We start from the raw sequence: 23664 nt of genomic DNA on the forward strand, positions 1-23664 counted from the left end.
AGACTGGCAGGTAGTCGTCGGCATAGAGGGAGATAATTTTGATTTCTGGGCTGCCCGCGAGGAGACATCGCCAGGCATGATACCGATACCCTTTTTCGGACTCTTTACGAGAAACCGCGGCTGACTCAGACATATAGCAAAGAAGAAAGAGAAGTGGGAGCGCGCCCGGCCCGGTGTTCGAACTCCGGGCGTCAGGCGCTGAGGCGAGAGTTAATAGCGCACGCAGACCGATTTCGTTTCGCACCAGTCGTCCAGCCAGTCCGGGCCGAAGTCGCGCCCGGTTCCGGACTGCTTCATCCCGCCAAACGGCAGGTTGGCATCGATAAGCGTATGGCTGTTGACCCATACCGTCCCGGCCTGCAGACGCTCGGTGTAGCTCAGGGCCTGTGTCAAATCGCCGGTCCAGACGCTGGCGGTCAGACCAAAATCACTGTCGTTAGCAAGGCGCAGCGCCTCTTCACCATCGGCGACGCGTACCAGATTGACCACCGGTCCAAAGACCTCTTCCCGGCTCAGACGCAGCCCGGCATCCGGGTTGATCACCAGCGTTGGCGCAATGTAATAGCCCTGCGAATCCGGCCCGACCTGCCCGGAGATCAGCTCGGCATTTTGCTTACGCGCCTCATCGAGATAAGCCGCCACTTTCTCGCAGTGCCCTTTTGACACCACCGGGTTAATCTGCGTCGTTTCCAGCATCCCCGGTCCCACCTGCAGCGATTTCACCGCCTGTTCAAAACCGCTCACCAGGTTATCGAACAGCGGGGCTTCAATATAGATGCGTGAGCTGGCGGCGCAGACCTGCCCCTGATTGAGGAAACTGCCGGTCATCAGCCCTTCGATTACCCACTCCGGATTGGCGTCTTTCAGCACGATCGCCGGGTTTTTTCCCCCCAGCTCCAGCGTCACGCGGGTCAGACGGTCGGCGGCCACCCTGGCGATATGCTTACCGGTTGCGGTGGAGCCGGTAAAGCTGACCTTCGCCACCTGCGGATGAGAGGTTAACGCCGAGCCGCATCCGGCGCCGCTGCCGGTCACGACGTTAAATACTCCGTCCGGGATCCCAGCCTCGGTGGCCAACTCGGCAACGCGCAGCAGCGTCAGCGGCGTGGTCTCCGATGGTTTGATGACGATAGAGCATCCTGCCGCCAGCGCCGGCATCACTTTCCACATCCCGATCATCAGCGGAAAATTCCACGGCACGATACCGGCGACAACGCCCACCGGCTCTTTGCGCGTCCACGCCTGGTAGCGTGCGCCCTGCGGGAACGGAATCGACACATCGAGCGTGCGCCCGCTGATTTTGGTGGTCAGCCCGGCGGTGTAACGCATCCAGTTCAGCGTACAGCCCACTTCAAATGCGCGAGAAATCTGGATGGATTTCCCCTGCTCCAGCGTCTCCAGCTGCGCCAGTTCTTCGCCGTGCTGCTCGACCAGATCGGCAAAACGCAGCAGGATACGTTCGCGGTCGGCCGGCGTGCGCCCAGCCCAGCTGCGGGCGACGAAGGCGCGCCACGCCGACATTACCGCGCGATCGACATCGGCCGCGTTAGCATCCGCCGTACTGGCGATGGCCTGCCCGGTTGCCGGGTTCCAGACGGTAAGACGCTGTTCGCTCTGCGACGCCTGCTGGGTACCGTCGATATATAAGCCATGCTGGCGGTCTAAAAACTGTTGAACGCTGGCAAGCAGCGCTACCTGTGCTGTGGACATATCGCTTCCTTATTGCTCACGGATCGTGAATTCAGTCTACGACGCGGCTGACGTTCGCGCTTTTTTCTCTGTGACATTCGTTTGTGCCGCTGTGACAGCCGCCGCAATTCAACATATTGCGGACGCAGAAATGTGCCTCAGGTAATAGTTCTTTCATATACTCCGCGCCTCGCTCTTGTATGCCACTGTGTAAATGCAACAATGCAAAAACATTATGTTTACATGAGACAGACTATGGCGACGGCGGAGCACGGACAGGACTACCAGCGCTGGTTGGCGAAAATCAATCAGGTCTGCGGCCATTTTGCCGCTCGTCCGCTGGAAGGTCGCTTTCACGGGGAGATTGACGCCAGCTATGCCGGCACGCTGAAAGTCAGCACCGTCACCGCCAGCGGCGTCAATCTGTTCCGCACCCGCAACGAAATTAAGCGCAGCAATGACGACTGGTTTTATACCGTCTTCCAGCTCTCCGGCCAGGCGGCCATCGAGCAGGACGATCGCCAGGTGGTCCTCGACGCCGGTGACATCACCCTGATTGACGCATCTCGCCCCTGCTCTATTTTCTGGCAGCAGACTTCGCGCCAGGCCTCCCTGCTACTGCCCCGACAGCTGCTGGAGCAACAGCTGCGCGGCAGTGAAATAAGCATTGCCACGCGGCTGGAAAAATCGCTGCCGATGGTCCAGCTCAGTCAGCGGCTGCTGCAGGAGAGCATGTGTAGCCCGGAGCTGTCGGAAAGTGAGAGTGCCGCGGCGCTGGAGGCCATCGTCTGCCTGCTGCGTCCGATGCTGCATCATCACGACCCCCGACCGTCGCGTAGGGAGAAGCAGTTTCAGAAGATTATGGATTTAATTGATGAGTCCATTCAGGCGGAACATCTGCGTCCGGAGTGGCTGGCCAGCGAGACCGGTATGTCGGTTCGGAGTCTGTACCGGTTGTTTGCCGACAAGGGGCTGGTGGTCGCACAATATATTAAGAACCGGCGTCTCGATCTCTGCGCGCAGGCATTGCACAATGCCCGTGATGACGAAAAGCTGGCGGGAATTGGCTATAGCTGGGGATTCAGCGACCACAGCCACTTCTCGACCGCTTTCAAACAGCGTTTTGGCGTATCGCCCGGGGAATACCGCAAGCGCTGCCGCTGATTTTTATACGGCAATGGGCCGCAGACTTCCGGCCTCCCCCCCCCGCCGCTGTCCGGCTGCCGCTTCCAGTCGCAGCGCCTCCTGTTGCCACCGCCGCTTGTTGATTCCTCTGTCCGTTACCGGGTGCCGCGCCTGACGTCCGCTTTGTTCCCCCGCAGGCCTCGTGCCGCGCATTTCGCCCCTGTTCCCGCCCGATCCGGGTCTGGCCGTGAAAAAAACAAAAGCGTATAAAAAATATAAAATGGAATTTTAATTTCATTAATAACTGCATGGATTTAAAAGCGTGACTCGTATCAAAAATTTAACTTTTAATTCAATAGCTTATTTTTGACAACCCCATAAAACCCATCAAATATTATCTTTTAAAATCAATTAGATAAAAACATTATCTTTTCTCATAAAGAGAAATTTGTTTCGCTTCAAACAAAATGAAATGAAATGAAATTTTCAAATTGTGATCTATTTGTGATTTTATTTCATTAGCAGGTGTCATATTACCCTTCGATAGAACGCAATCTGTCCACTCTCGGCGGTACGCAAACCCGCAAGCACGGAGGAGACCATGAAGGACACAGAAAGAAGATTGAACACGTCGGACGGCAGGGAGCGTTGTCATGTCATCGATTACCTATCGGTTACGACGGTTTTTCCACTGAAAGGAACGCCGGTGACAAAGCACAACGAGGCGTCAGCAAGACACCTTGCACCGCAGGTTGGCTTTCATCGCTTCAAGAGCGAGGGCCAGACGCGGTACCGGATTCGCACAGTCTGTTCTGTGCACAAGCGCTGTCGGGTAACCGTGTGAATGTCGACAGCAAGCATCGCAGATGCCACACACAATCCAGAGACACTGATAACACACCGTCAATCAAAAACACGCCTCATCGCCCGTTGCTCCTCAGCATATGGCGATGAAGACGAATAATCGCACCGCCCATCTCGTTTCCCTCCGCCATCGTTCGACAGGATAAAACTGTAGCCGCGAGCGAAGAGAAACAGAATGACCGGTGCTGTTAATGAAAATAAAAGGTATGAAAATGTCAGCTATCATGAAACTGAACGTACAGCAAAGAAAGCGGCTTCACCAAATAACGCTAGTGGCAACATTTGGCGGCCTGCTATTCGGCTATGACACCGGGGTTATTAATGGTGCATTTTCTTCACTGAAGCAATATATGAGCCTGACGCCGACAACGGAAGGTCTGGTCATGAGCGTATTGCTGGTGGGCGCCGCTATTGGCAGCGTTTTTGGTGGAACCCTCGCCGATTATTTTGGCAGACGCAAATATCTGCTCTGCCTGTCCTTTATTTTCCTTGTCGGGGCATTAATGTCAGCCCTCGCCCCGGATATCACCGTCTTGCTGCTATCCCGTTTTCTGCTGGGATATGCCGTCGGTGGCGCTTCCGTCACGGCACCGACGTTCATTTCTGAAGTTGCCCCCACGGAAATGCGCGGTAAACTCACGGGGCTGAATGAGGTCGCCATTGTTATCGGGCAGCTTGCCGCATTCGCCATCAACGCCGTAATTGGTATTATCTGGGGCCACCTTCCCGACGTCTGGCGATATATGTTGATGGTGCAGGCCATCCCGGCTATCTGTTTATTTGTCGGAATGTTGCGTTCTCCGGAAAGCCCGCGCTGGCTGGTGAGCAAAAACCGTCATCAGGAAGCGCTGGAAGTATTAAAGCAGATCCGCTCGCCGGAACGCGCGGCGCAAGAATTTGCCGATATTTCGACCCTCATCAAAGTTGAAGCCGATCGCAAATTCAGTACGCAAAACGCGTTTTTGACCATTCTCAGCACGCCGTGGATTTTTAAATTACTGCTGGTGGGCATCATTTGGGCCGCGTTGCAGCAGACCACCGGGGTCAATGTCATTATGTACTATGGCACCGAAATCCTGAGTACGGCCGGCTTCTCAGAAAGAACCTCCTTAATATGCAACGTGCTCAACGGGGTCTTCTCGGTGGGGGGAATGCTGGTTGGGGTCTTCTTCCTCGTTGATCGCTTTAAACGCAAAACCATCATTATTTATGGCTTTGCCATTATGGCGACGCTGCACCTGATCATTGCCGGCGTCGATTACACGCTGGTTGGCGATATCAAAGCGACGGCGATCTGGCTGCTCGGCGCGTTGTTTGTCGGGGTCATGCAGGGGACAATGGGCTTTATTACCTGGGTGGTGTTGGCCGAACTGTTCCCGCTGAAATTCCGCGGCCTGTCGATGGGGATTTCAGTGTTTTTCATGTGGATCATGAATGCCGTTGTCAGCTACCTGTTTCCGCTGCTCCAGGCCAAACTCGGCCTTGGTCCGGTATTCCTGATTTTCGCGGCCATCAACTATATCGCGATTATCTTTGTGGTCACGGCGCTCCCGGAAACCTCGAACAAATCGCTGGAACAATTAGAAGAAGAGTTATCGTCTAATAAATATGATGCGCGGGTGAATAACGGCGCGGAGGTCGTTCACAATGATCGCTAATATTACGCAAGAGAACCTTCACCTTGGCTACAAGGCGAAAAATAAGGCCGAAGTGTTGACCCTGCTCGGCGAGGAATTTAAAAAGAAAGGCTACGTCAGCGAAAACTGCACCGCTTTTCTTGATGAAAGGGAACGTCAGGTGTCCACTTTTTTAGGCAATGGCATTACGCTTCCGCACCTGCCGAAATCCGCGACCAATATCATTCTGAAAACCGGAATAGAAATATTTCAGTTCCCGGACGGCGTCATCTGGGACAGAAGCAACGTCATGTTTATCGCCATTGGCGTGATTGCCAAAGAGAAAGAGCATATTGATGTTCTGAAGGACATCGCTTCTATTTTCAGCGATGAAATCATTGCAAATGCGCTGTCATTGATCTCCAGTAAACAAGACTTTTTGACGATTTTACAACAACACCGCTAACCCTGACGCTTAATCGCCGTCAGGCCCCGCCGCCGCTGATGAAAGGGAGTCTCATCAGCGGCCGTTCCTGCCAGGCAAAAGCGCCGGCGCGTTATTTCCGCAGCCATTGACCATTCAGTCCCTGAACATACTCCCCCGGCTGTGCCCGCGAGACCAGTTTTTGTCCGGCCATTTTCGCCACCTCATCCACCGGCAGGTTATTATCATCCGCCAGCTGCTGATAGCTTTCACTTCTGGCCGCGTTGATCTGTTTGACCAGCGCCAGCGTTTCCTTATCCTGACGCAGCGGCGCCAGATAGCCATTCAGCGTTTCGCCGACCCGCCCTTGCTCCCGAGCCTCCCCCAGCGTCAGCGCCAGCGCCGATGAGCTGAGAAGGCCAAGCGCCAACGCCGCCGTTAACAGTCGTTTTCTCATCGCCACCTCAGAATAGATCGCTACGCGACTTCAGTAACTCTTCAACATCCTTATCCACTTTGATATGAATCTCATGCTCAATTTTGACATTCATATTGATGGTGATCGGCTCTTTTGACGCCGCGATTTCAATTCGTGGCGTACAGCCCGCCAGCAGCATCGTCATCAGCACCGGCGTTAGCAATTTCATCATTGTTGTTCCTTACACTTTTTACTGTCCGTACAGCTGCGCACGGGGAGCACCGCATTTTGCTCAAACCATGCCTGTAAATTGTCGCCAAAACGTAAACTGCGCCACAGGTCAAAAATATTCTCTTGATGAGAATAGTTTAAATGCACCGTATTACTCTGCTCCCCGACGCGGCTGGTTCCGCTGATGGTCGCCTTCAGCGTCAGCATGCCCAGATTATCGAGATCGATGCGCGTCCATGAACGGGAGATCTCCATATAGCGCAGCCAGTTAATCGCCGCACCGGCGGAAATATTGTCATTGACCATCGCATCCGCCATATCCTTATCAAGACGTAAGGTCATCGGCCCCGGGTTACCCAGCCAGCCGTCTTTAATGATCCATTTGTCATTGTTCAGCCACAGCGGCAGCGCGCCGTTAAATGCGCCGGACATGGCAAATTGCTTGATATTTATCGCGCTCACCAGTTCGCTGCTGGAAATTTGCTGCAGACGCAGTAGCGCCGGGTCGTGCTGCGGCATACGCAGCTGCTGCATGGTCACCTTACCCCCGAGAACATCCACGCTGACGTTGCTCAACTGCAGCGGTTCGCGCTCGCTCCACGGCCAGGAGCCCTGCAGATCCGCCGAGAGGTTTTTCGCCGTCACCTGGTTGACGACTTCGCCAATACGCAGCGACACCGGTCGGCGGGTTCCCAGTTGCCAGGTCCCCTGACTAAAGCGAAAAGGCAGAACAAAATCTACGCCATTAATCTGATTGTCAGGCATCCAGGCGCTGCCGCCTTTTAAGACGCCGTGGCCGCCGGCTTCAAATCCCTGATCTGCCGCCGCGGAGAAGGCTACCTGCGCATACAGCATTCCTTCACGCAGATTCATTTTCCAGTCTGGCGGCACCAGCGGCTGAAACACGGTTAACGACTGTTTTGGCCACCAGGCCTGGCCCCGCAGACGTTCGCCATCCCAACGCCCGGTGACCCGCACGGGACCTATCTTATTGGCGTGGAGCGCCCCGCTAAACTGAAACCAGGTGGGATCCCGTCCGTCGATCTTGAACTTTAACGTGGAGGGGGGTAGTTCGCTGCCGCTGCTAAAGCTGGTTTTACCCGCGTCCAGCGATAGCGCGCCGGTCAGTTTGGGGTGCTGTTCGCCGCGCAGCCAGTGCACCGGTTCATCCAGGGTTAACCGCGGCGTGCTGACCAGCATCGTGCCGTACTGCAGCTTATCGAAGCCCGTCGACAGGCTGTTCAGCACAATCGAATTGTCTATCCACGCCCCCGCCCCTTTGACGTCCCACTTGGCCTGCATCGGCGTGAAGCGGCCCTCGCCCCAGTAACGCCACTGCCAGCGGCCGCTGTCGGGCATAAAGTTGTCGGCCTGACCGTCAAGGTGCAGCGAAAAGTCGCCCATCTGCTGTTCGTGCGCGCGCAGAATAGCCTGCAGACGGCCGTCCACGCCCTGCTGAGTCACCTTCACCCCGGCCAGCGGCAGACGAACTTCGTCAATGTTGAGCGAATCAATGACCCGCCCGCGGGAACGCAGCAGCGCGCCGGGATGGAACACCAGCGACGGCGCGGTCAGCGGGCCAGTCAGGTTCGCCGGCAGCACGGCATAGACAATCAGGTCGCCGAGCTTGGCCTCGCCGGTTAACCGCAACGGCATGTCGCTGTTGTCCATGCTCAGTTTGCCAGGGCCAATCGTCAGTACCGCGTTCCCCTTCCCGGCTTCCCCGTGGGTGAGAACGTTGAGACGACCGCTGACCCGCATCTGCTCGGTGCCCTGTTGCCAGTTGCCAACCGACAAGGCCACGCGGCCGCTCAGCGGATATCCGGCATACTCGGTGCTCCAGCGACCATCGCTGATGGCAATACGTTCCGGGGTGATTTCCCAGGGTAAATCGAGCATCGGCTGCACATCGCCGCGCGGCGTAACCAGCAGCTGCCCACGGTTTTTCTGCCACTCCAGCTCCGCATCAACCAGTCCTGCCGTCTGCGGGAATTCGAGCGTGGCGAGCAGATGACCGTCTACCGGCAAACCGTCCGGCACCAGCGGCATATGAAACTCGCCGACCAGCTTCACCGGCGCCTGTCCTTCAACCAGCTGCGCGGAAAAGTCGCTCACCGTCAGCGCCTGCCCGCGCAGGCGCGCCTGCAGCGTCATCTCTTTACCGCTGTAGCCGATATCCTGCTGCTGCGGCGTCAATGACATGACCAGCCGACCCTGCCACTTTTCCCACGGCGAGAGACGCAGGTTTTCAATCGTCAACCAGCTATAGGGAAGCATGGACTGCCATTCCGCCAGGGTACGCGGGGCGCCGGATGCCGGTTCACTTTCCGGCAGTTTGCTCAGGCAGGCGCTATTGATATCAAGTTCGTCAACCTGCAGCCGCCAGCGGCTGGGATGTGAGAGTCGGGCATTGGTTATGCGGGCCAGTTCGCAATCGCCGACCAGATAGCGTAAATCGGGAATACGCAGCGCAGAACGCGTCAGGCGCGGACTGTCGTGCAGCGAAATGCGGGTTCCCTCTGGCAGCCAGATCCCGGCCAGCGTAGGTACCCAATGGGTAAGCGTCGACAACAAGGCCAGCGGTAGCAGAATAAGTGCTAACAATAGCGCGATGGCGGCTTTATATTTACCCTTCATGGGCAGTTAATATCCTGATTAAACAAAAGTAAAAGCCGAAAGTAGCGCGTATTGTGGCACGTTCGACCAGTGAGTTAAAGTTTCTATCCCGCTTAAGAGCCTATCTCATCCGGGCTATTTTGCTTGTCATTTTGCCCCGGGCAGAGCTCACAACGCGCGATTCTTGCACGCCCTTCAGCGCGGCCCGCAGGGTAAGCGAAGCGATGCAAATCGCCAGCAACTTCCTGTACGCTCCGTTTTCTCCGCGCTGTCCGCGTGCAAACGGCCTGCGCCGATAGCCCAGTCGGGATAGATTCTAAGAATAGTTGCTGCGACATCATCGTTATGGTGAATTGTTGCCATCCGCTTATTTAACCGCCATTTAGCCAGCGCCTGTCACACTCGCGGGAATCGATCTAACAAGTGGGCGGATCCCGTGGAGTTTTTTGTTTCGCTTATTGAGTATGCCCAGCGCCACTATTCATTCCTGCTGCTGCTGGTCTTCCTGCTGACGTTCAGCAAATCCTGTGCCCTGATTTCCCTGCTGGTGCCGGGCACATCCGGGCTGCTGCTGCTCGGCCCGCTCGCCTCCGGCAGCCTGAATCACTTCTTATTTATGTGGCTCAGCGCCAGCCTGGGGGCAATCGGTGGATTCTGGATCTCCTGGTGGCTGGGACGGTACTATCAGCATCGTCTGCTACGACTTCGCTGGCTGCGCGGCGATCGGCTGGCCCGTAGCCTGACCTTTCTCCATCGCCACGGCGAATGGGCGGTGTTTTTCGGGCGTTTTCTCTCGCCGCTTCGCGCCACCCTCCCCCTGGCCAGCGGCGTCAGCGGCACGCCGTTCTGGCGTTTTCAACTGGCCAATGTCAGCTCGGGACTTCTCTGGCCGCTGCTTCTGCTGGCTCCCGGTGCCTTCAGCTTCAGTTTTTGGTAAAATACATTGTGTTTTAAAGAGATACCTCAACTCAGTGATATGCTCTAGAATTATTAGATACCCGCCAGGCCAAACTAATTTTTAATATTTGTACGATTATTTTAAATATGCTACCGTGACGGTATAATCACTGGAGAAAAGTCTTATGAAAATCGCTGTGTATAGTACGAAGCAGTACGATAAAAAGTACCTTCAGCATGTTAATGATACATATGGCTTTGAACTCGAATTTTTCGACTTCCTGTTAACCGAAAAAACCGCGAAAACGGCCAACGGTTGTGAAGCCGTGTGCATTTTTGTCAACGATGACGGAAGCCGTCCGGTACTGGAAGAGCTGAAAGCGCATGGCGTGAAGTACATCGCCCTGCGCTGCGCCGGGTTTAACAACGTCGATCTGGATGCGGCAAAAGAGCTGGGTCTGCGCGTTGTCCGCGTTCCCGCCTATTCGCCGGAGGCCGTGGCTGAACATGCCATCGGCATGATGATGTCGTTGAACCGCCGTATCCACCGCGCCTACCAGCGTACCCGCGATGCTAACTTCTCGCTGGAAGGTTTAACCGGCTTTACCATGCACGGTAAAACCGCCGGGGTGATCGGGACGGGCAAAATCGGCGTCGCCACGCTGCGTATTCTGAAAGGGTTTGGCATGCGCCTGCTGGCGTTCGATCCCTATCCAAGCGCCGCGGCGCTGGATCTTGGCGTCGAGTATGTTGATTTGCCGACGCTGTATGCGCAGTCCGACGTGATCTCCCTGCACTGTCCGCTGACGGAAGAGAACTACCATCTGCTGAATCATGCGGCGTTTGAGCAAATGAAAGACGGCGTGATGGTGATCAATACCAGCCGCGGGGCGCTGATTGATTCTCAGGCGGCGATCGATGCGCTGAAACACCAGAAAATCGGGGCGCTGGGCATGGACGTGTATGAGAATGAACGCGATCTGTTCTTCGAAGATAAGTCCAATGACGTGATTCAGGATGACGTCTTCCGTCGCCTTTCTGCCTGTCATAACGTGTTGTTCACCGGGCACCAGGCTTTCCTGACCGCCGAGGCGCTGATCAGCATTTCACAAACGACCCTCGATAACCTGCGCCAGGTCGATGCTGGCGAAACCTGCCCGAACGCGCTGGTCTGATCGTCCTTTCCCTTTTGTGCCCTCCTTCCACGGGGGGCACTTTCAGATAACCCCCACAGAAATTGCCTGCAGTAAAGTTAAACTGTGCGTATTTAATAGATGTGATAAATGTTTTTGGAGGAAAAATGAACAAGTTTGCTGCACTGCTGGCGGCAGGAATGCTGTTATCTGGCTGTGTCTACAACAGCAAAGTTTCCACCGGCGCGGAGCAACTTCAGCACCATCGTTTCGTCCTGACCAGCGTGAATGGCCAGGCGCTGGCGGCGGGAGCCAAACCGCTGGAGCTGAGTTTTGGCGAAGATATGTATGTTTCAGGAAACATGTGCAACCGCTTTAGCGGTAAAGGCAAAATCAGCGGCGGCGAGCTGAAGGTCAAAACGCTGGCGATGACCCGTATGCTGTGCACCGATTCTCAGCTGAATACGCTGGATAATACGCTGAGCAAAATGCTGCGCGATGGCGCACAGGTTGACCTGACGGAAAATCAGCTGACGCTGGCCACTGCCGATCAGACTCTGGTCTATAAACTCGCCGACCTGGTCAACTAGTAGTTACCGCAGCTTCCACCCGCTAACGCCTGTTCGCTGCAGCGCTTGCCGTTGGGTAACGCGCACATGCCGATCGCCGAACCATCAAGCTGTCGTGCCACGGACAATGAGCCGCCAATCATCGCGCAGTTCGCCTGCCCTGAGCTGCTCATCGCGGCACGCATTCCCGGCGACACGTGTGCCGCGGTTGCCTGCTGAACAGGTTCGCTACTACAGGCCGACAATAATAACGCGGCACACCCTACTAAAAACGCTGCTCGCATCGTCTCTCCCCTCAGAAACTTCCCAAAATAAACAAACCCAAGAATAATAGGCAGCGCAGCGCCTGACGTCGAGAGGCGAAATACGTATTTATGCGCCCCATTAACATTTCTTAGCAAATTTTCCGCCGATCGTTGATCTTGTCAGGGAAAATGACGGGCATGCTGTGGGTCATCCATCCCCGCGATGCACGCCGCTGGCCGCGGTCCTCCAGGCGGGCTGTGGCTATCGCCGTCAAAACGGCTGTACTTGTGATGAGAAAAGAGCGTTTGCTCTCGCGACCAGGATGCCGCCGCCCATAACGATAAAACCCCGCCAGATGGCAGGGTTGTCATGACGCCCTTCTCCCGCCCCTTCTCTACGGAGCTCGGATCGTGCCAGGAAGGTTATCCCGCTCAGCTATTTATCCACCAGCCGGCGACATCATAGCGTTAATGCTATTATCAAATTGCAAGCCAACGACCAGGTCACCTTTTTTCATTAAAGTTCGGCATTTTTAGATATACCCTAAAATATAATCTCAACCAGCCAATGGTCCTTAAAATTAAAATCCCCAGGCAGACCGCCTCCTGATTTTTATACAGGAGGCAAAATCTAATAAAAATATCAATCAGATCTCAGGGGGGAATTTTTACTGCACAACGTTAAGCCCGCTTTTTTCCACTCTTTTTTACGGCAACCGCTGTCTTTATGCTCTGACCAAAGTGGATCAAACCGATCTTTTTGCAGGTCCTGTGATTCAGGCGTCCGTGACCATCGCTTTGTACAAAGGGTTTTTCGGGTAGATTTTTGCATAAAAACTCTCCAGGTTGACTTTTGCTAACCATTCCGTAGTTAATCCAGCAATGTTGAGCTGATATTAACACCCGCAAAAGAGAGTTTATTTCAACCTTTGTTTATCTTTGTAAAGGCAGAATGTAAAAATCACAAATAGCGGAGTTCTCACATTCGCAGTCCGCTAACATCCGCCTACAATATGTCCCATCATTGCCAATGTTAATCGTGAATGGCTATTCCACAACGTCAGGATTAGAAAATCGGGTATCGCGAATTCGCAGATAAATAATGCCCCCTGATTCAGACCCACAGGCAGATTGATACGTCAACGGCGATATCTTCGACAGCACGGCTCTCACCACGGGGAAACCTGCCCGTTACGCCGCCTGTCAACATAAATGCATAATAATCATAAAGATAGATGCGAAGCCGTCGGTATCTTTTGCCCTTCCGGGGAAGAATTCGTGGATCAATTTGTGCACTCGAAAGCCTCACAACTTCAAGGGTATAGATAATGCCCTTATACTAGCCACTATAATTACAAGACCTGTAGCCGTTTGTCAGGTCTCTTCTTTTGCGCAATGTTAGGGTGTCTTCTTATGATTACTATCGACGGTAATGGCGCGGCCGCTTCAGTCGCGTTTCGCACAAGTGAGGTTATCGCCATCTACCCGATTACGCCCAGTTCAACGATGGCGGAACAGGCGGATGCCTGGGCGGGTAACGGGCTTAAAAACGTGTGGGGAGACGTACCTCGCGTCGTCGAAATGCAGTCGGAAGCCGGGGCCATCGGTGCTGTACACGGCGCGCTGCAAACCGGGGCGCTCTCGACCTCCTTTACCTCATCGCAGGGTTTACTGCTGATGATCCCCACGCTGTACAAACTGGCCGGTCAGCTGATGCCGTTTGTCCTGCACGTTGCCGCTCGTACCGTCGCCACCCACGCACTCTCGATCTTCGGCGACCATTCCGACGTCATGGCCGTACGCCAGACCGGCTGCGCCATGCTGTGCGCCAGCAGCGTCCAGGAAGCCCAGGACTTTGCGCTGATTTCCCATATCGCCACGCTTAAGAGCCGGGTGCCGTTTATCCATTTCTTCGACGGCTTCCGCACTTCGCATGAAATCAATAAAATCGCCCCGCTTGCGGATGACACCATTCGCAACCTGCTGCCTCAGGACGAGATTGACGCGCACCGTCTGCGCGCGCTGAATCCGGAACATCCGGTGATCCGCGGCACTTCGGCGAACCCGGATACTTATTTCCAGTCCCGCGAAGCCACGAACCCCTGGTACGACGCGGTCTATGACCACGTTGAAACGGCGATGAACGATTTCGCCGCCGCGACCGGGCGTCAGTACAAACCGTTCGAGTTTTATGGCCATCCGCAGGCAGAACGGGTGATTGTGATTATGGGCTCGGCGATCGGCACCTGTGAAGAGGTCGTTGACGAACTGCTGAGCCGTGGCGAAAAAGTCGGTGTCCTGAAAGTTCGCCTCTATCGCCCCTTCTCAGCCGCCCATCTGCTGGAGGCACTGCCGGAAAGCACCCGCGCTATCGCCGTTCTGGATCGCACCAAAGAACCGGGCGCCCATGCCGAGCCGCTGTACCTGGATATCATGACCGCGCTGGCGGAAGCCTTTAACCGCGGCGAACGTGAAACTCTGCCCCGCACCATCGGCGGCCGCTACGGCCTTTCATCGAAAGAGTTCGGCCCGGAGTGCGTGCTGGCTATCTTCAATGAATTGCGCGAAGCCCGGCCCAAACCGCGATTCACCGTCGGCATTTATGATGATGTGACCAATCTCTCCCTGCCGCTCGGGGAGAACACCCTGCCGTCAGAAGCCAAACTGGAGGCGCTGTTCTACGGCCTCGGCAGCGATGGCAGCGTATCGGCCACTAAAAACAATATCAAAATTATCGGTAACTCCACGCCGTGGTTCTCGCAGGGCTATTTTGTCTATGACTCGAAAAAAGCCGGCGGGTTGACCGTTTCGCATTTACGCGTCAGTGAGAAACCGATTCGCTCCTCCTATTTGATCTCGCAGGCCGATTTCGTTGGCTGCCATCAGCTACAGTTTATCGACAAATATCAAATGGTTGAGCGGTTAAAACCCGGCGGGATTTTCTTGCTCAATACACCTTATGGTGTGGATGACGTCTGGTCGCGCCTGCCGCAGGAAGTGCAGGCAACGCTGAATCAGAAAAAAGCGCGCTTTTATATCGTCAACGCTGCGAAAATTGCCCGAGAATGCAGCCTTGGCGCGCGTATCAATACCGTCATGCAGATGGCATTCTTCCACTTAACGCAAATTCTGCCGGGCGACAGCGCGCTGGCCGAACTGCAGGGCGCCATTGCGAAAAGCTACAGCAGCAAAGGCCAGGATCTGGTTGAGCGCAACTGGCAGGCGCTGGCGCTGGCGCGCGAATCGTTGGCCGAAGTGCCGTTGCGCCCGGTCGATGCCTCCAGCCCGAACCGTCCGCCGGTGGTCTCCGATGCCGCGCCGGATTTTGTGAAAACCGTCACCGCCGCGATGCTGGCCGGTCTCGGCGATGCGCTACCGGTCTCCGCGCTGCCGCCGGATGGCACCTGGCCAATGGGCACCACGCGCTGGGAAAAACGCAATATCGCCGAAGAGATCCCCATCTGGAAGGAGGAGCTGTGCACCCAGTGTAACCACTGCGTCGCCGCCTGCCCGCATTCAGCGATTCGCGCCAAAGTGGTCCCTCCGCAGGCCATGGAGGCGGCCCCGGCCAGTCTGCACTCCCTGGACGTCAAATCGCGCGATATGCGCGGGCAGAAATATGTCCTGCAGGTGGCGCCGGAAGATTGCACCGGCTGTAACCTGTGCGTGGAAGTGTGTCCGGCAAAAGACCGGCAGAATCCTGAAATCAAGGCCATCAACATGATGTCGCGCCTTGAGCATGTGGAAGAAGAGAAAGTGAACTACGACTTCTTCCTCAACCTGCCGGAAATCGACCGCAGCACTCTGGAGCGGATTGATATCCGCACCTCGCAACTGATCAGCCCGCTGTTTGAATATTCCGGGGCCTGTTCCGGCTGCGGCGAAACGCCGTATATCAAACTGCTGACCCAGCTGTACGGGGATCGGATGCTGATCGCTAACGCCACCGGCTGCTCGTCGATTTACGGCGGTAATCTGCCATCCACACCGTATACCACCGACGCCAACGGCCGTGGCCCGGCGTGGGCAAACTCGCTGTTCGAAGACAACGCCGAATTTGGCCTCGGCTTCCGCTTAACCGTCGACCAGCACCGTCAGCGCGTCATGCGCCTGCTGGCAACGTTTGCCGATAAACTGCCGCCAGCATTGTATGAGGCGCTGCAGGCCGACGCCACCCCAGAGGTGCGCCGCGAACAGGTGGCTGAGCTACGCCAGGTTCTGGCTAATGAAGCCGGTGCGAAGGAGCTCTTAACCGATGCCGATGCGCTGGTTGAGAAATCCATCTGGCTTATCGGCGGCGATGGCTGGGCCTATGACATTGGCTTCGGCGGTCTCGACCACGTCCTGAGCCTGACCGAAAACGTCAACATTCTGGTTCTCGATACCCAGTGTTATTCCAATACCGGCGGCCAGGCATCGAAGGCGACTCCGCTCGGCGCGGTCACCAAATTTGGTGAGCATGGCAAGCGCAAGGCGCGTAAGGACCTCGGCGTCAGCATGATGATGTACGGGCATGTTTACGTCGCGCAAATTTCGCTGGGGGCGCAGCTGAATCAGACGGTGAAAGCGATTCAGGAAGCGGAGGCCTACCCTGGCCCGTCGCTGATTATCGCCTACAGCCCCTGCGAAGAGCACGGTTACGATCTGGCGCTCAGCCACGATCAGATGCGTCAGCTGACCGCCACCGGCTTCTGGCCGCTGTACCGCTTCGACCCTCGTCGTGCGGATGAAGGTAAACTGCCGCTGGCGCTGGATTCTCGCCCACCGTCAGACGCGCTGGCCGAAACGCTGCTTAACGAGCAACGTTTCCGTCGCCTCAACTCCCAGCAACCCGAAGTGGCGGAGCAGCTGTGGAAGGATGCGGCGGCGGATTTGCAAAAACGCTATGACTTCCTGGCCCAGATGGCCGGCAAAGCGGAGAAACCGGCAACCGAGAGTTAACCCGCTCTGTTTTTAAGCCTTAGCATAAAAAAAGCCCGAATATTCATTCGGGCTTGTCATTTTTATCGTCAAAATAATATCGTGCGTGAATATGTGACGAACATAATAAAGAAGCTGGCGACAATAGAAGGCAATAACGCACGGATAATAAGCGAATAATCCCGTTCTGTATAATTTTTATTTTGTATATATTCAGTTTATACATTCACCAAACCATTATCATAACAGGTGTATTTTTTTAGCCTACAGGTTCTATTACCGCTCAGATCATTTTTCACCCTTACACCTCTTTGTTATTTATAACACCCTCAGCGCCACTCTAAATTTAAAATAAAAACACTTCAGAAACATCCAATTGAAGTCATCATTATGTATAACGCTTATCAAATACGTTATTCATCGCCTGCAGATTTATAAAGGAATCAACATAATATTGGCCTGATATTTAAAACACATTATATCCGGCATGAGCAATGACCATAAAAAGTCTCGGTCCATATGCGGGTATTGCGACGGTGTATGACTTCAAGCGAGATACTTTGCCGGTGTTTATTCTATAGCCAGTCTATAGGGCAAAGATGACAACGCCTTATCGCATAACGCTCCTCTGGCGCCTGCATCGTCGCACCGGTGCCACTGTATCCGCTGTGATGCAAAGTCCCGCCCACAGCAACGCTGTTTTATCGCGTCGTGCCGGGAACATCAATCAAATCAAAACAATATCCCTGGTGTATTAAAACCGTTACCCGATAAATGATATATTGCCGGTAAAGCCTGCCGTAAAGGACGCCAGCCATGGATCATCAACCCGTAAAATCATCCCGAATCGCCTCCATCGCCTATGACGAAGCCTCTGGCATCCTCGAAATCCGGTTTCACGACGCCACCACGCTCCGCTATGAGAAGGTGCCCGAACGCATCTATCGCCTTTTTTTGCAGGTGGTCTCCAAGGGACGTTTTTATGATGGCGTCATCAAAGGGAAATTTACCGAACACCGGGGTAGCTCACGCTAAAATGTGACCCGTCATGGTACATCATGCCGCCAAATGGCGTACACTTTAAGCGGTTACTTAAACAGGAGGTTTTATGGCCAGAATAATTCTTGTACCTATTGATATATCTGAAAAAGAATTAACTCAACGCGTTGTCTGTCACGTTGAGGCGGAAGCGCGTATTGACGATGCCGAAGTACACTTTCTGACCGTGATTCCATCCCTTCCCTACTACGCCTCGCTGGGGATGGCCTATACCACCGAACTACCGCCGATGGATGAGTTTAAAGCGGAATCGGAAACGCGTCTGAAAGAGTTCGTCGCTCAGTTCGCCATTCCTGAAGACCGGGTGCATTTCCATGTTAAGGAAGGTTCGCCGAAGGATAACATTCTGGAGCTGGCGAAAACGCTGCCGGCCGATCTGGTGATTATCGCCTCTCACCGCCCGGACATAACGACCTATCTGCTCGGCTCCAACGCCGCGGCCGTCGTTCGTCATGCCGACTGTTCCGTACTGGTTGTGCGTTAACCCCTTCAGCCCGCCCTCACGGCGGGCTTTTTATCTCAACATCTGTCAGGTTAAACTACCGGAAATGTGCTGACATCCCCACCGCGAATCCGTACCATACACGCCACAGACTTAGACTGACGTCATTAATTGCGACCACCCGCCGTGCCGTGGGCAGAGTGCGTGTGCCACACCATGAATTGAGCTATTATTAAATGCTGCAAAATCAAGAAATTAGCAAAAAAGAAAAGTACAACCTCGATAAATTGCAAAAGCGCCTGCGCCGTAACGTCGGCGAAGCCATTGCCGATTTCAACATGATCGAAGACGGCGACCGGATTATGGTTTGCCTGTCCGGCGGTAAAGATAGCTACACCATGCTGGAAATCCTGCGCAGCCTGCAGAAAAGCGCGCCGATTTCATTCTCGCTGGTCGCGGTCAACCTCGATCAGAAGCAGCCGGGTTTTCCCGCCCACATTCTGCCGGAATATCTCGAGCAGCTTGGCGTCGAGTACAAAATTGTCGAAGAAAACACCTACGGGATCGTCAAAGAGAAGATTCCTGAAGGCAAAACCACCTGCTCGCTCTGTTCGCGTCTGCGTCGCGGTATCCTGTACCGTACCGCCAGTGAACTGGGCGCGACTAAGATTGCCCTCGGCCATCACCGCGACGATATTTTACAGACGCTGTTCCTGAACATGTTCTACGGCGGCAAAATGAAAGGCATGCCGCCGAAGCTGATGAGCGATGACGGTAAACACATCGTGATTCGCCCGCTGGCATACTGCCGTGAAAAAGACATTGAGCGTTTTTCGCAGGCGAAAGGTTTCCCGATCATTCCGTGCAACCTGTGCGGTTCGCAGCCTAACCTGCAGCGCCAGGTGATCGCCGATATGCTGCGCGACTGGGATAAGCGCTATCCTGGCCGGATAGAAACCATGTTCAGCGCCATGCAGAACGTGGTGCCGTCGCATCTGAGCGACATTAACCTGTTTGACTTTAAAGGGATTAACCACAACTCAGAAGTGGTTGATGGCGGCGATCTGGCGTTTGACCGGGAAGAGATTCCGCTGCAGCCTGCCGGCTGGCAGCCGGAAGACGATGCCGCGCAGCTGGATGAACTGCGCCTGAACGTGGTCGAAGTGAAGTAACCCACCGGCGTCTCAGAGTCACCTCTGAGACGCCTTGTCATCGCTTATTTCAGCAGGCGAACGCGGCAGTTTTTGCCTTTAATCTTACCGTTCTGCAGCTGCTTATAGGCCTTCTGCGCCACGCTCTGGCGAATGGCCACATAGACATGCGCAGGATGGACGTTAATCTTGCCGATGTCGGCGCCGTCAAAGCCCATATCGCCGGTCAACGCGCCGAGCACATCGCCGGCGCGCATTTTCGCTTTCTTCCCGCCATCGATACACAGCGTCGCCATCTCTGCGTGAAGCGGTTTGATATTGCCGTTGGTCGGCGCGCTCACCCAGTTCAGCTTCAGCTGCAGCATCTCTGCCAGGATATTGGCGCGCTGCGCCTCTTCCGGCGCGCAGAGGCTGATAGCCAGACCGCTCTCACCCGCGCGGGCGGTACGCCCGATACGGTGCACGTGAACTTCCGGATCCCAGGCCAGCTCATAGTTAACCACCAGCTCCAGCGATTTAATATCGAGGCCGCGCGCGGCAACGTCGGTGGCGACCAGCACACGAGAACTCCCGTTGGCAAATAGCACCAGCGTCTGATCGCGATCGCGTTGTTCAAGATCGCCGTGCAGCGACAGCGCGCTCTGCCCCGCGGCATTCAGCGAATCGCAAACCGCCTGACAATCTTTTTTGGTGTTGCAAAACACCACGCAAGAGGCCGGCTGATGCTGGCTGAGCAGCGTTTGCAGCAGCGGGATTTTTCCGCGCTGGGAGGTTTCGAAAAACTGCTGCTCGATTGCCGGCAGCGCGTCGACGGAATCGGTCTCAATGGTCAACGGATGGTTTTGTACCCGCCCGCTGATCGCCGCGATCGCTTCCGGCCAGGTGGCGGAGAACAGCAGCGTCTGACGTTCGGCCGGGGCAAAGCGGATCACCTCATCGATGGCCTCGCTGAAGCCCATATCCAGCATCCGATCGGCTTCATCCATCACCAGCGTCTGCAGCGCATCCAGCGACACGGTGCCCTTTTGCAGGTGATCTAACAAACGGCCCGGTGTGGCGACGATGATATGCGGCGCATGCTGCAGCGAATCGCGCTGCGCGCCGAAAGGCTGCCCGCCGCAAAGGGTCAAAATTTTAATATTCGGTAAAAAGCGCGCCAGACGACGCAGCTCACCCGCGACCTGATCGGCCAGTTCGCGGGTCGGGCACAGTACCAGAGATTGTGTCTGGAACAGGGTAGCATCAACATGTTGAAGCAGCCCCAGACCAAATGCCGCTGTTTTACCGCTACCGGTTTTGGCCTGCACGCGCACATCTTTACCCGCCAGAATCGCGGGCAAGGCGGCGGCCTGCACAGGGGTCATCGTGAGATAACCCAGCTCATTGAGATTGGCGAGCTGGGCAGCGGGTAAAACGTTCAGTGTTGAAAAAGCGGTCACAATTTTTTCTCGAATTAACAGGCACACAAAGGGCAGGCGCGTATCCTCGCAGATCTGCGCCTGCGATGCGACAATTTAATCGGCTCATCGTCCGGCGGCGGGTCGGGCAGCGGATGCGGGCGCGGCCGGGGATCGGGCACCGGTATGGGATCGTTAGGTTCTGGCGAGACAGGAATCGATGTCAGGGGCTGATAGCGCATGGTGGTTCTCCCGGGAATGAGCGGGTATACCCATTAAGCGTAGAAGCTGCTAACCAGAGAGCAAAAAAAAGCCGACTTAATCAAGTCGGCGTCGTACGAATCAATTGTGCTATGCAGTAATTCAAAAAAGGAAGTAAGACAATATGGAGCGCAACGCCCATCGCTTGACGTTGCATTCACCTGCGAGAGAGATATTGCCCCGAATGGGTAGACGGTTTATTGATTTCGCTCAAACATTCCCGGATTTTCACGCGATGGACGGCGATGAAAAGCGATTATTTACAGCCATTTACTACGATGTAACCACCATGTAACACCGCCAATGAGAACGACTAACATTATGCAGAAGATAGAAAAGCCTAAATGCCACTCATTGCCGGGGATCCCGCCCAGGTTGACGCCAAACAGACCGGTCAAAAAGGTGCTGGGCAGAAACACCATCGCCATCAGCGACATGGTATAGGTACGACGCGACAGCGCCTCCTGCATAATCTGAGCAATCTCATCGCTCATAATCGCCGTCCGGGAAATACAGCTGTCAATCTCATCGAGGCCCCGCCCCAGCCGGTCGGCGATATCCTGCATTCTGCGGCGGTGATCGTCATTCATCCACGGCAGACGCTCGCTGGCAAGGCGGGAGTAGACATCGCGCTGCGGAGACATATAGCGGCGCATCACGATCAGCTGTTTGCGCAGCAGCGCCAGAAAACCACGCGGCGGCACCTGCTGATCCAGCAGGTTATCTTCGAGGTCGATAATCCGGTCATGCAGCTGCTCGATAAATTCGCTGGCGTGATCGGTCAGCGCATCGCAAATATCCACCAGCCAGCCGCCGCAGTCCACCGGCCCGGTTCCCTCGCGCAGATCGCCGAGCACATCATCCAGCGCCAGCACCCGACGCTGGCGGGTAGAGACGATTAAGCGCTCGTCCATATACAGGCGCATCGCCACCAGCTGGTCAGGCCGCTCATCGGTACTGCCGTTGATGCAGCGCAGCGTAATTAACGTTCCGTCCCCCACCCGGGTGACCCGGGGACGGGTACTTTCCCCGGCTAAGGCATCGCGGACGCTGTTGGGCAACAGCGGAGTGGATGCCAGCCATTCGGCGCTATCGGCGTGGGTATAGTTCAGATGCAACCAACAGGGATGCTCCTTATCGATAGCGTCACTGTCAGTCAGCGGCTTCACGCCGCCCTGCCCGTCGAATTGCCAGGCAAAAACCGCATCCGGCACGTTCAATTCCGATCCCTTAATGGCGTCCACCAGACCTCCGTCAGTCAGTTCTTATTTTTGCTAGTCTAGCCTGACACATCGGTTAATCAAGGGGTAAAGTCAGCAGGGTGCTGAATTCGCTGATGAAAAGCGGACGAGGATAAGCATAAAAAAAGAACCCGCCGACGGCGGGTTATGAGTGCGTTTCATAAGAATATGTCCAGCCCGCTGAATGAACCACCGCCAGAATGAATACCGGCGGGACGGCAGGCTAGCAGGAGCCGTTCATCTTTTCTCTTCTGCGTACTGACGAGCGTTATCGTGCAAATTGGTACACATGTTTTTATCTCCTTCATTGTTATGAGCAGGAGTAAGAGTAGACCGGAGTTGCCGTTTTGCAAACCCGCCCCTTAAAAAAGTCTCGCCCCGCCCCGACGCCCTGATGAAGCGCCGTCGCGGATATATTGACCGGTAACGATGAGCGGTTGGGGGGCCTGCAGAACGTTGCGCCATACCGCCCGATACCTCCTCCGTAGAGCGGGCGGCCACCCTTTCCTCGCCCCATCGCTGCTCCACTCCAGAAGGTGATGCAAGGACGATTTCTTTTCCTGCGAAATGCTGTATTATGCGAGTTATTGCAGCATTTTGCAGGATTTCATCACCATGCATAAAACCGCCAGACAAAAGTACCTGGTCGACCTTATTAGTGAAAACGGGCAAGTCAGTATCAGTGACCTGGTTGAAAAGCTGCAGGTTTCTGCAGACACCCTGCGCCGCGATCTGGCCGATCTTGAAAAGCAGGGGCTGGCGCAGAAGAACCACGGCGGCGCAATCGCGCTCGACATTTCCGCAATGAATCGCCAGGGCCGAAATGCCCTGCTGCCGCAGACTAAACAGCGTTTAGGCCGCCTGGTCGCCAGCAAAATACCCGCCGGTTCGACCCTCTTTTTAGATGCCGGCAGTACCGTTCTGGCCGTCGCGACCCAGATTCAAGGCCCGATGACGGTTATCACCACCTCATTAGATATTGCCTCGCATTTCAGCACCCGCCCGGATATCCAGCTGATCATGCTGGGGGGAACATGGGATGTGCAGCAGCGGCTGTTTGCCGGCAGCGCCACCCTGGCATTGCTGGCGCGCTATCGTGCCGATATCGCCATCCTCGGCGCCTGCGCCATCCATGCGCAACTCGGTTTAAGCGCCAGCCAGGAGGCCGATGCTGAAATCAAACGCGCCATGCTGGCGGCAAGCACCGAGCACTGGCTGGTCGCCGATCATATGAAGTTGAACCACTGCGAGCCGCATCTGGTGGCCGAATTAACAGACATACATCAGTTATTTTTAGACAAGCCCTGGGAAGAGCTCGGGGATACTAGCGCGCTGCAGGTCAACATTGCTGACGCTCAATAACGTG

At 55.2% G+C, this 23664-nt stretch carries 19 protein-coding genes; 11 read left to right on the forward strand and 8 right to left on the reverse strand.

What is annotated here, in order from left to right; translation table 11 throughout:
* Positions 1-210: 210 nt before the first annotated feature.
* Positions 211-1710 (reverse strand): aldehyde dehydrogenase family protein, encoded by a 1500-nt coding sequence (locus Q1L34_RS14700; protein ID WP_004861276.1) that lies wholly within the window; start codon positions 1708-1710, stop codon positions 211-213.
* A gap of 234 nt (positions 1711-1944) precedes the next feature.
* Here Q1L34_RS14700 and feaR point away from each other — a divergent pair, with 234 nt between their 5' ends.
* From feaR to Q1L34_RS14715, 3 genes are all read left to right on the forward strand, one after another.
* Complete coding sequence (feaR, locus tag Q1L34_RS14705; protein WP_004861269.1) at positions 1945-2853, forward strand: transcriptional regulator FeaR; 909 nt, start codon at positions 1945-1947, stop codon at positions 2851-2853.
* Positions 2854-3890: 1037 nt separating this feature from the next.
* A complete protein-coding gene (locus tag Q1L34_RS14710) occupies positions 3891-5336 on the forward strand; it encodes a sugar porter family MFS transporter (RefSeq protein ID WP_260990113.1) in 1446 nt (481 codons plus the stop codon).
* The gene (locus Q1L34_RS14715; RefSeq protein ID WP_004861262.1) at positions 5326-5760 is read left to right on the forward strand and encodes a PTS mannitol transporter subunit IIA; all 435 of its coding nucleotides are present in this window, start codon (positions 5326-5328) and stop codon (positions 5758-5760) included. Before Q1L34_RS14710 ends, Q1L34_RS14715 begins: the two co-directional genes overlap by 11 nt.
* Before the next feature lie 91 nt (positions 5761-5851).
* Here the strand turns inward: Q1L34_RS14715 and Q1L34_RS14720 are convergent, their stop codons facing one another.
* Genes Q1L34_RS14720 through Q1L34_RS14730 form a run of 3 tightly spaced genes read right to left on the reverse strand, consistent with a single transcriptional unit; the run spans position 5852 to position 9004 of the window.
* Positions 5852-6175 carry a YdbL family probable chaperone protein gene (locus tag Q1L34_RS14720; RefSeq protein ID WP_004861259.1) on the reverse strand — a complete coding sequence of 108 codons (324 nt, stop codon included), beginning with the start codon at positions 6173-6175 and terminating at the stop codon, positions 5852-5854.
* A gap of 7 nt (positions 6176-6182) precedes the next feature.
* On the reverse strand, positions 6183-6368 hold the full coding sequence (locus Q1L34_RS14725) for a YnbE family lipoprotein (protein ID WP_004861256.1): 186 nt from the start codon (positions 6366-6368) through the stop codon (positions 6183-6185).
* Positions 6365-9004, reverse strand: coding sequence for a YdbH family protein (locus Q1L34_RS14730; protein ID WP_327204128.1), 2640 nt, complete (start codon positions 9002-9004; stop codon positions 6365-6367). The genes Q1L34_RS14725 and Q1L34_RS14730 overlap by 4 nt, the downstream gene beginning before the upstream one ends.
* Positions 9005-9419: 415 nt before the next feature.
* Here Q1L34_RS14730 and Q1L34_RS14735 point away from each other — a divergent pair, with 415 nt between their 5' ends.
* From Q1L34_RS14735 to hslJ, 3 genes are all read left to right on the forward strand, one after another.
* Positions 9420-9920 (forward strand): DedA family protein, encoded by a 501-nt coding sequence (locus Q1L34_RS14735; protein WP_015584476.1) that lies wholly within the window; start codon positions 9420-9422, stop codon positions 9918-9920.
* Positions 9921-10065: 145 nt separating this feature from the next.
* The gene (locus Q1L34_RS14740; RefSeq protein WP_004861243.1) at positions 10066-11055 is read left to right on the forward strand and encodes a 2-hydroxyacid dehydrogenase; all 990 of its coding nucleotides are present in this window, start codon (positions 10066-10068) and stop codon (positions 11053-11055) included.
* A gap of 125 nt (positions 11056-11180) precedes the next feature.
* On the forward strand, positions 11181-11603 hold the full coding sequence (hslJ, locus tag Q1L34_RS14745; RefSeq protein ID WP_004861241.1) for a heat shock protein HslJ: 423 nt from the start codon (positions 11181-11183) through the stop codon (positions 11601-11603).
* Here hslJ and Q1L34_RS14750 read toward each other — a convergent pair.
* Complete coding sequence (locus Q1L34_RS14750; protein WP_004861238.1) at positions 11600-11866, reverse strand: putative hemolysin; 267 nt, start codon at positions 11864-11866, stop codon at positions 11600-11602. The two genes, hslJ and Q1L34_RS14750, sit on opposite strands and share 4 nt — an antisense overlap.
* Before the next feature lie 1374 nt (positions 11867-13240).
* On the opposite strand from Q1L34_RS14750, the gene nifJ reads away from it, so the two are divergent.
* From nifJ to ttcA, 4 genes are all read left to right on the forward strand, one after another.
* Entirely contained in the window at positions 13241-16768 is a 3528-nt protein-coding gene (nifJ, locus tag Q1L34_RS14755) for a pyruvate:ferredoxin (flavodoxin) oxidoreductase (RefSeq protein WP_048024342.1), read from the forward strand.
* Positions 16769-17563: 795 nt separating this feature from the next.
* Positions 17564-17782: a KTSC domain-containing protein gene (locus Q1L34_RS14760; protein WP_004861230.1), complete on the forward strand. Its 219-nt coding sequence runs from the start codon at positions 17564-17566 to the stop codon at positions 17780-17782.
* 73 nt (positions 17783-17855) lie between these two features.
* Positions 17856-18290 carry a universal stress protein UspF gene (gene uspF / locus Q1L34_RS14765; protein WP_004861228.1) on the forward strand — a complete coding sequence of 145 codons (435 nt, stop codon included), beginning with the start codon at positions 17856-17858 and terminating at the stop codon, positions 18288-18290.
* Between the two features lie 194 nt (positions 18291-18484).
* A complete protein-coding gene (gene ttcA / locus Q1L34_RS14770) occupies positions 18485-19420 on the forward strand; it encodes a tRNA 2-thiocytidine(32) synthetase TtcA (RefSeq protein WP_004861225.1) in 936 nt (311 codons plus the stop codon).
* Between the two features lie 44 nt (positions 19421-19464).
* Here the strand turns inward: ttcA and dbpA are convergent, their stop codons facing one another.
* The 3 genes from dbpA to zntB form a co-directional block, all read right to left on the reverse strand.
* Positions 19465-20838 (reverse strand): ATP-dependent RNA helicase DbpA, encoded by a 1374-nt coding sequence (gene dbpA / locus Q1L34_RS14775; RefSeq protein WP_327204129.1) that lies wholly within the window; start codon positions 20836-20838, stop codon positions 19465-19467.
* A gap of 14 nt (positions 20839-20852) precedes the next feature.
* Complete coding sequence (gene ynaL, locus Q1L34_RS14780; protein ID WP_071824622.1) at positions 20853-21038, reverse strand: proline-rich small protein YnaL; 186 nt, start codon at positions 21036-21038, stop codon at positions 20853-20855.
* Between the two features lie 279 nt (positions 21039-21317).
* Entirely contained in the window at positions 21318-22301 is a 984-nt protein-coding gene (gene zntB / locus Q1L34_RS14785; protein ID WP_004861213.1) for a zinc transporter ZntB, read from the reverse strand.
* Between the two features lie 612 nt (positions 22302-22913).
* Between zntB and Q1L34_RS14790 the strand changes: the two genes are divergently transcribed.
* Positions 22914-23660, forward strand: a complete 747-nt coding sequence (locus Q1L34_RS14790) for a DeoR/GlpR family DNA-binding transcription regulator (protein WP_004861208.1) — start codon at positions 22914-22916, stop codon at positions 23658-23660.
* The last annotated feature ends 4 nt before the right edge of the window (positions 23661-23664 follow it).

It is taken from the genome of Klebsiella ornithinolytica, from assembly GCF_030505655.1.
GTDB classification, from domain to species: Bacteria; Pseudomonadota; Gammaproteobacteria; order Enterobacterales; family Enterobacteriaceae; genus Klebsiella; species Klebsiella ornithinolytica.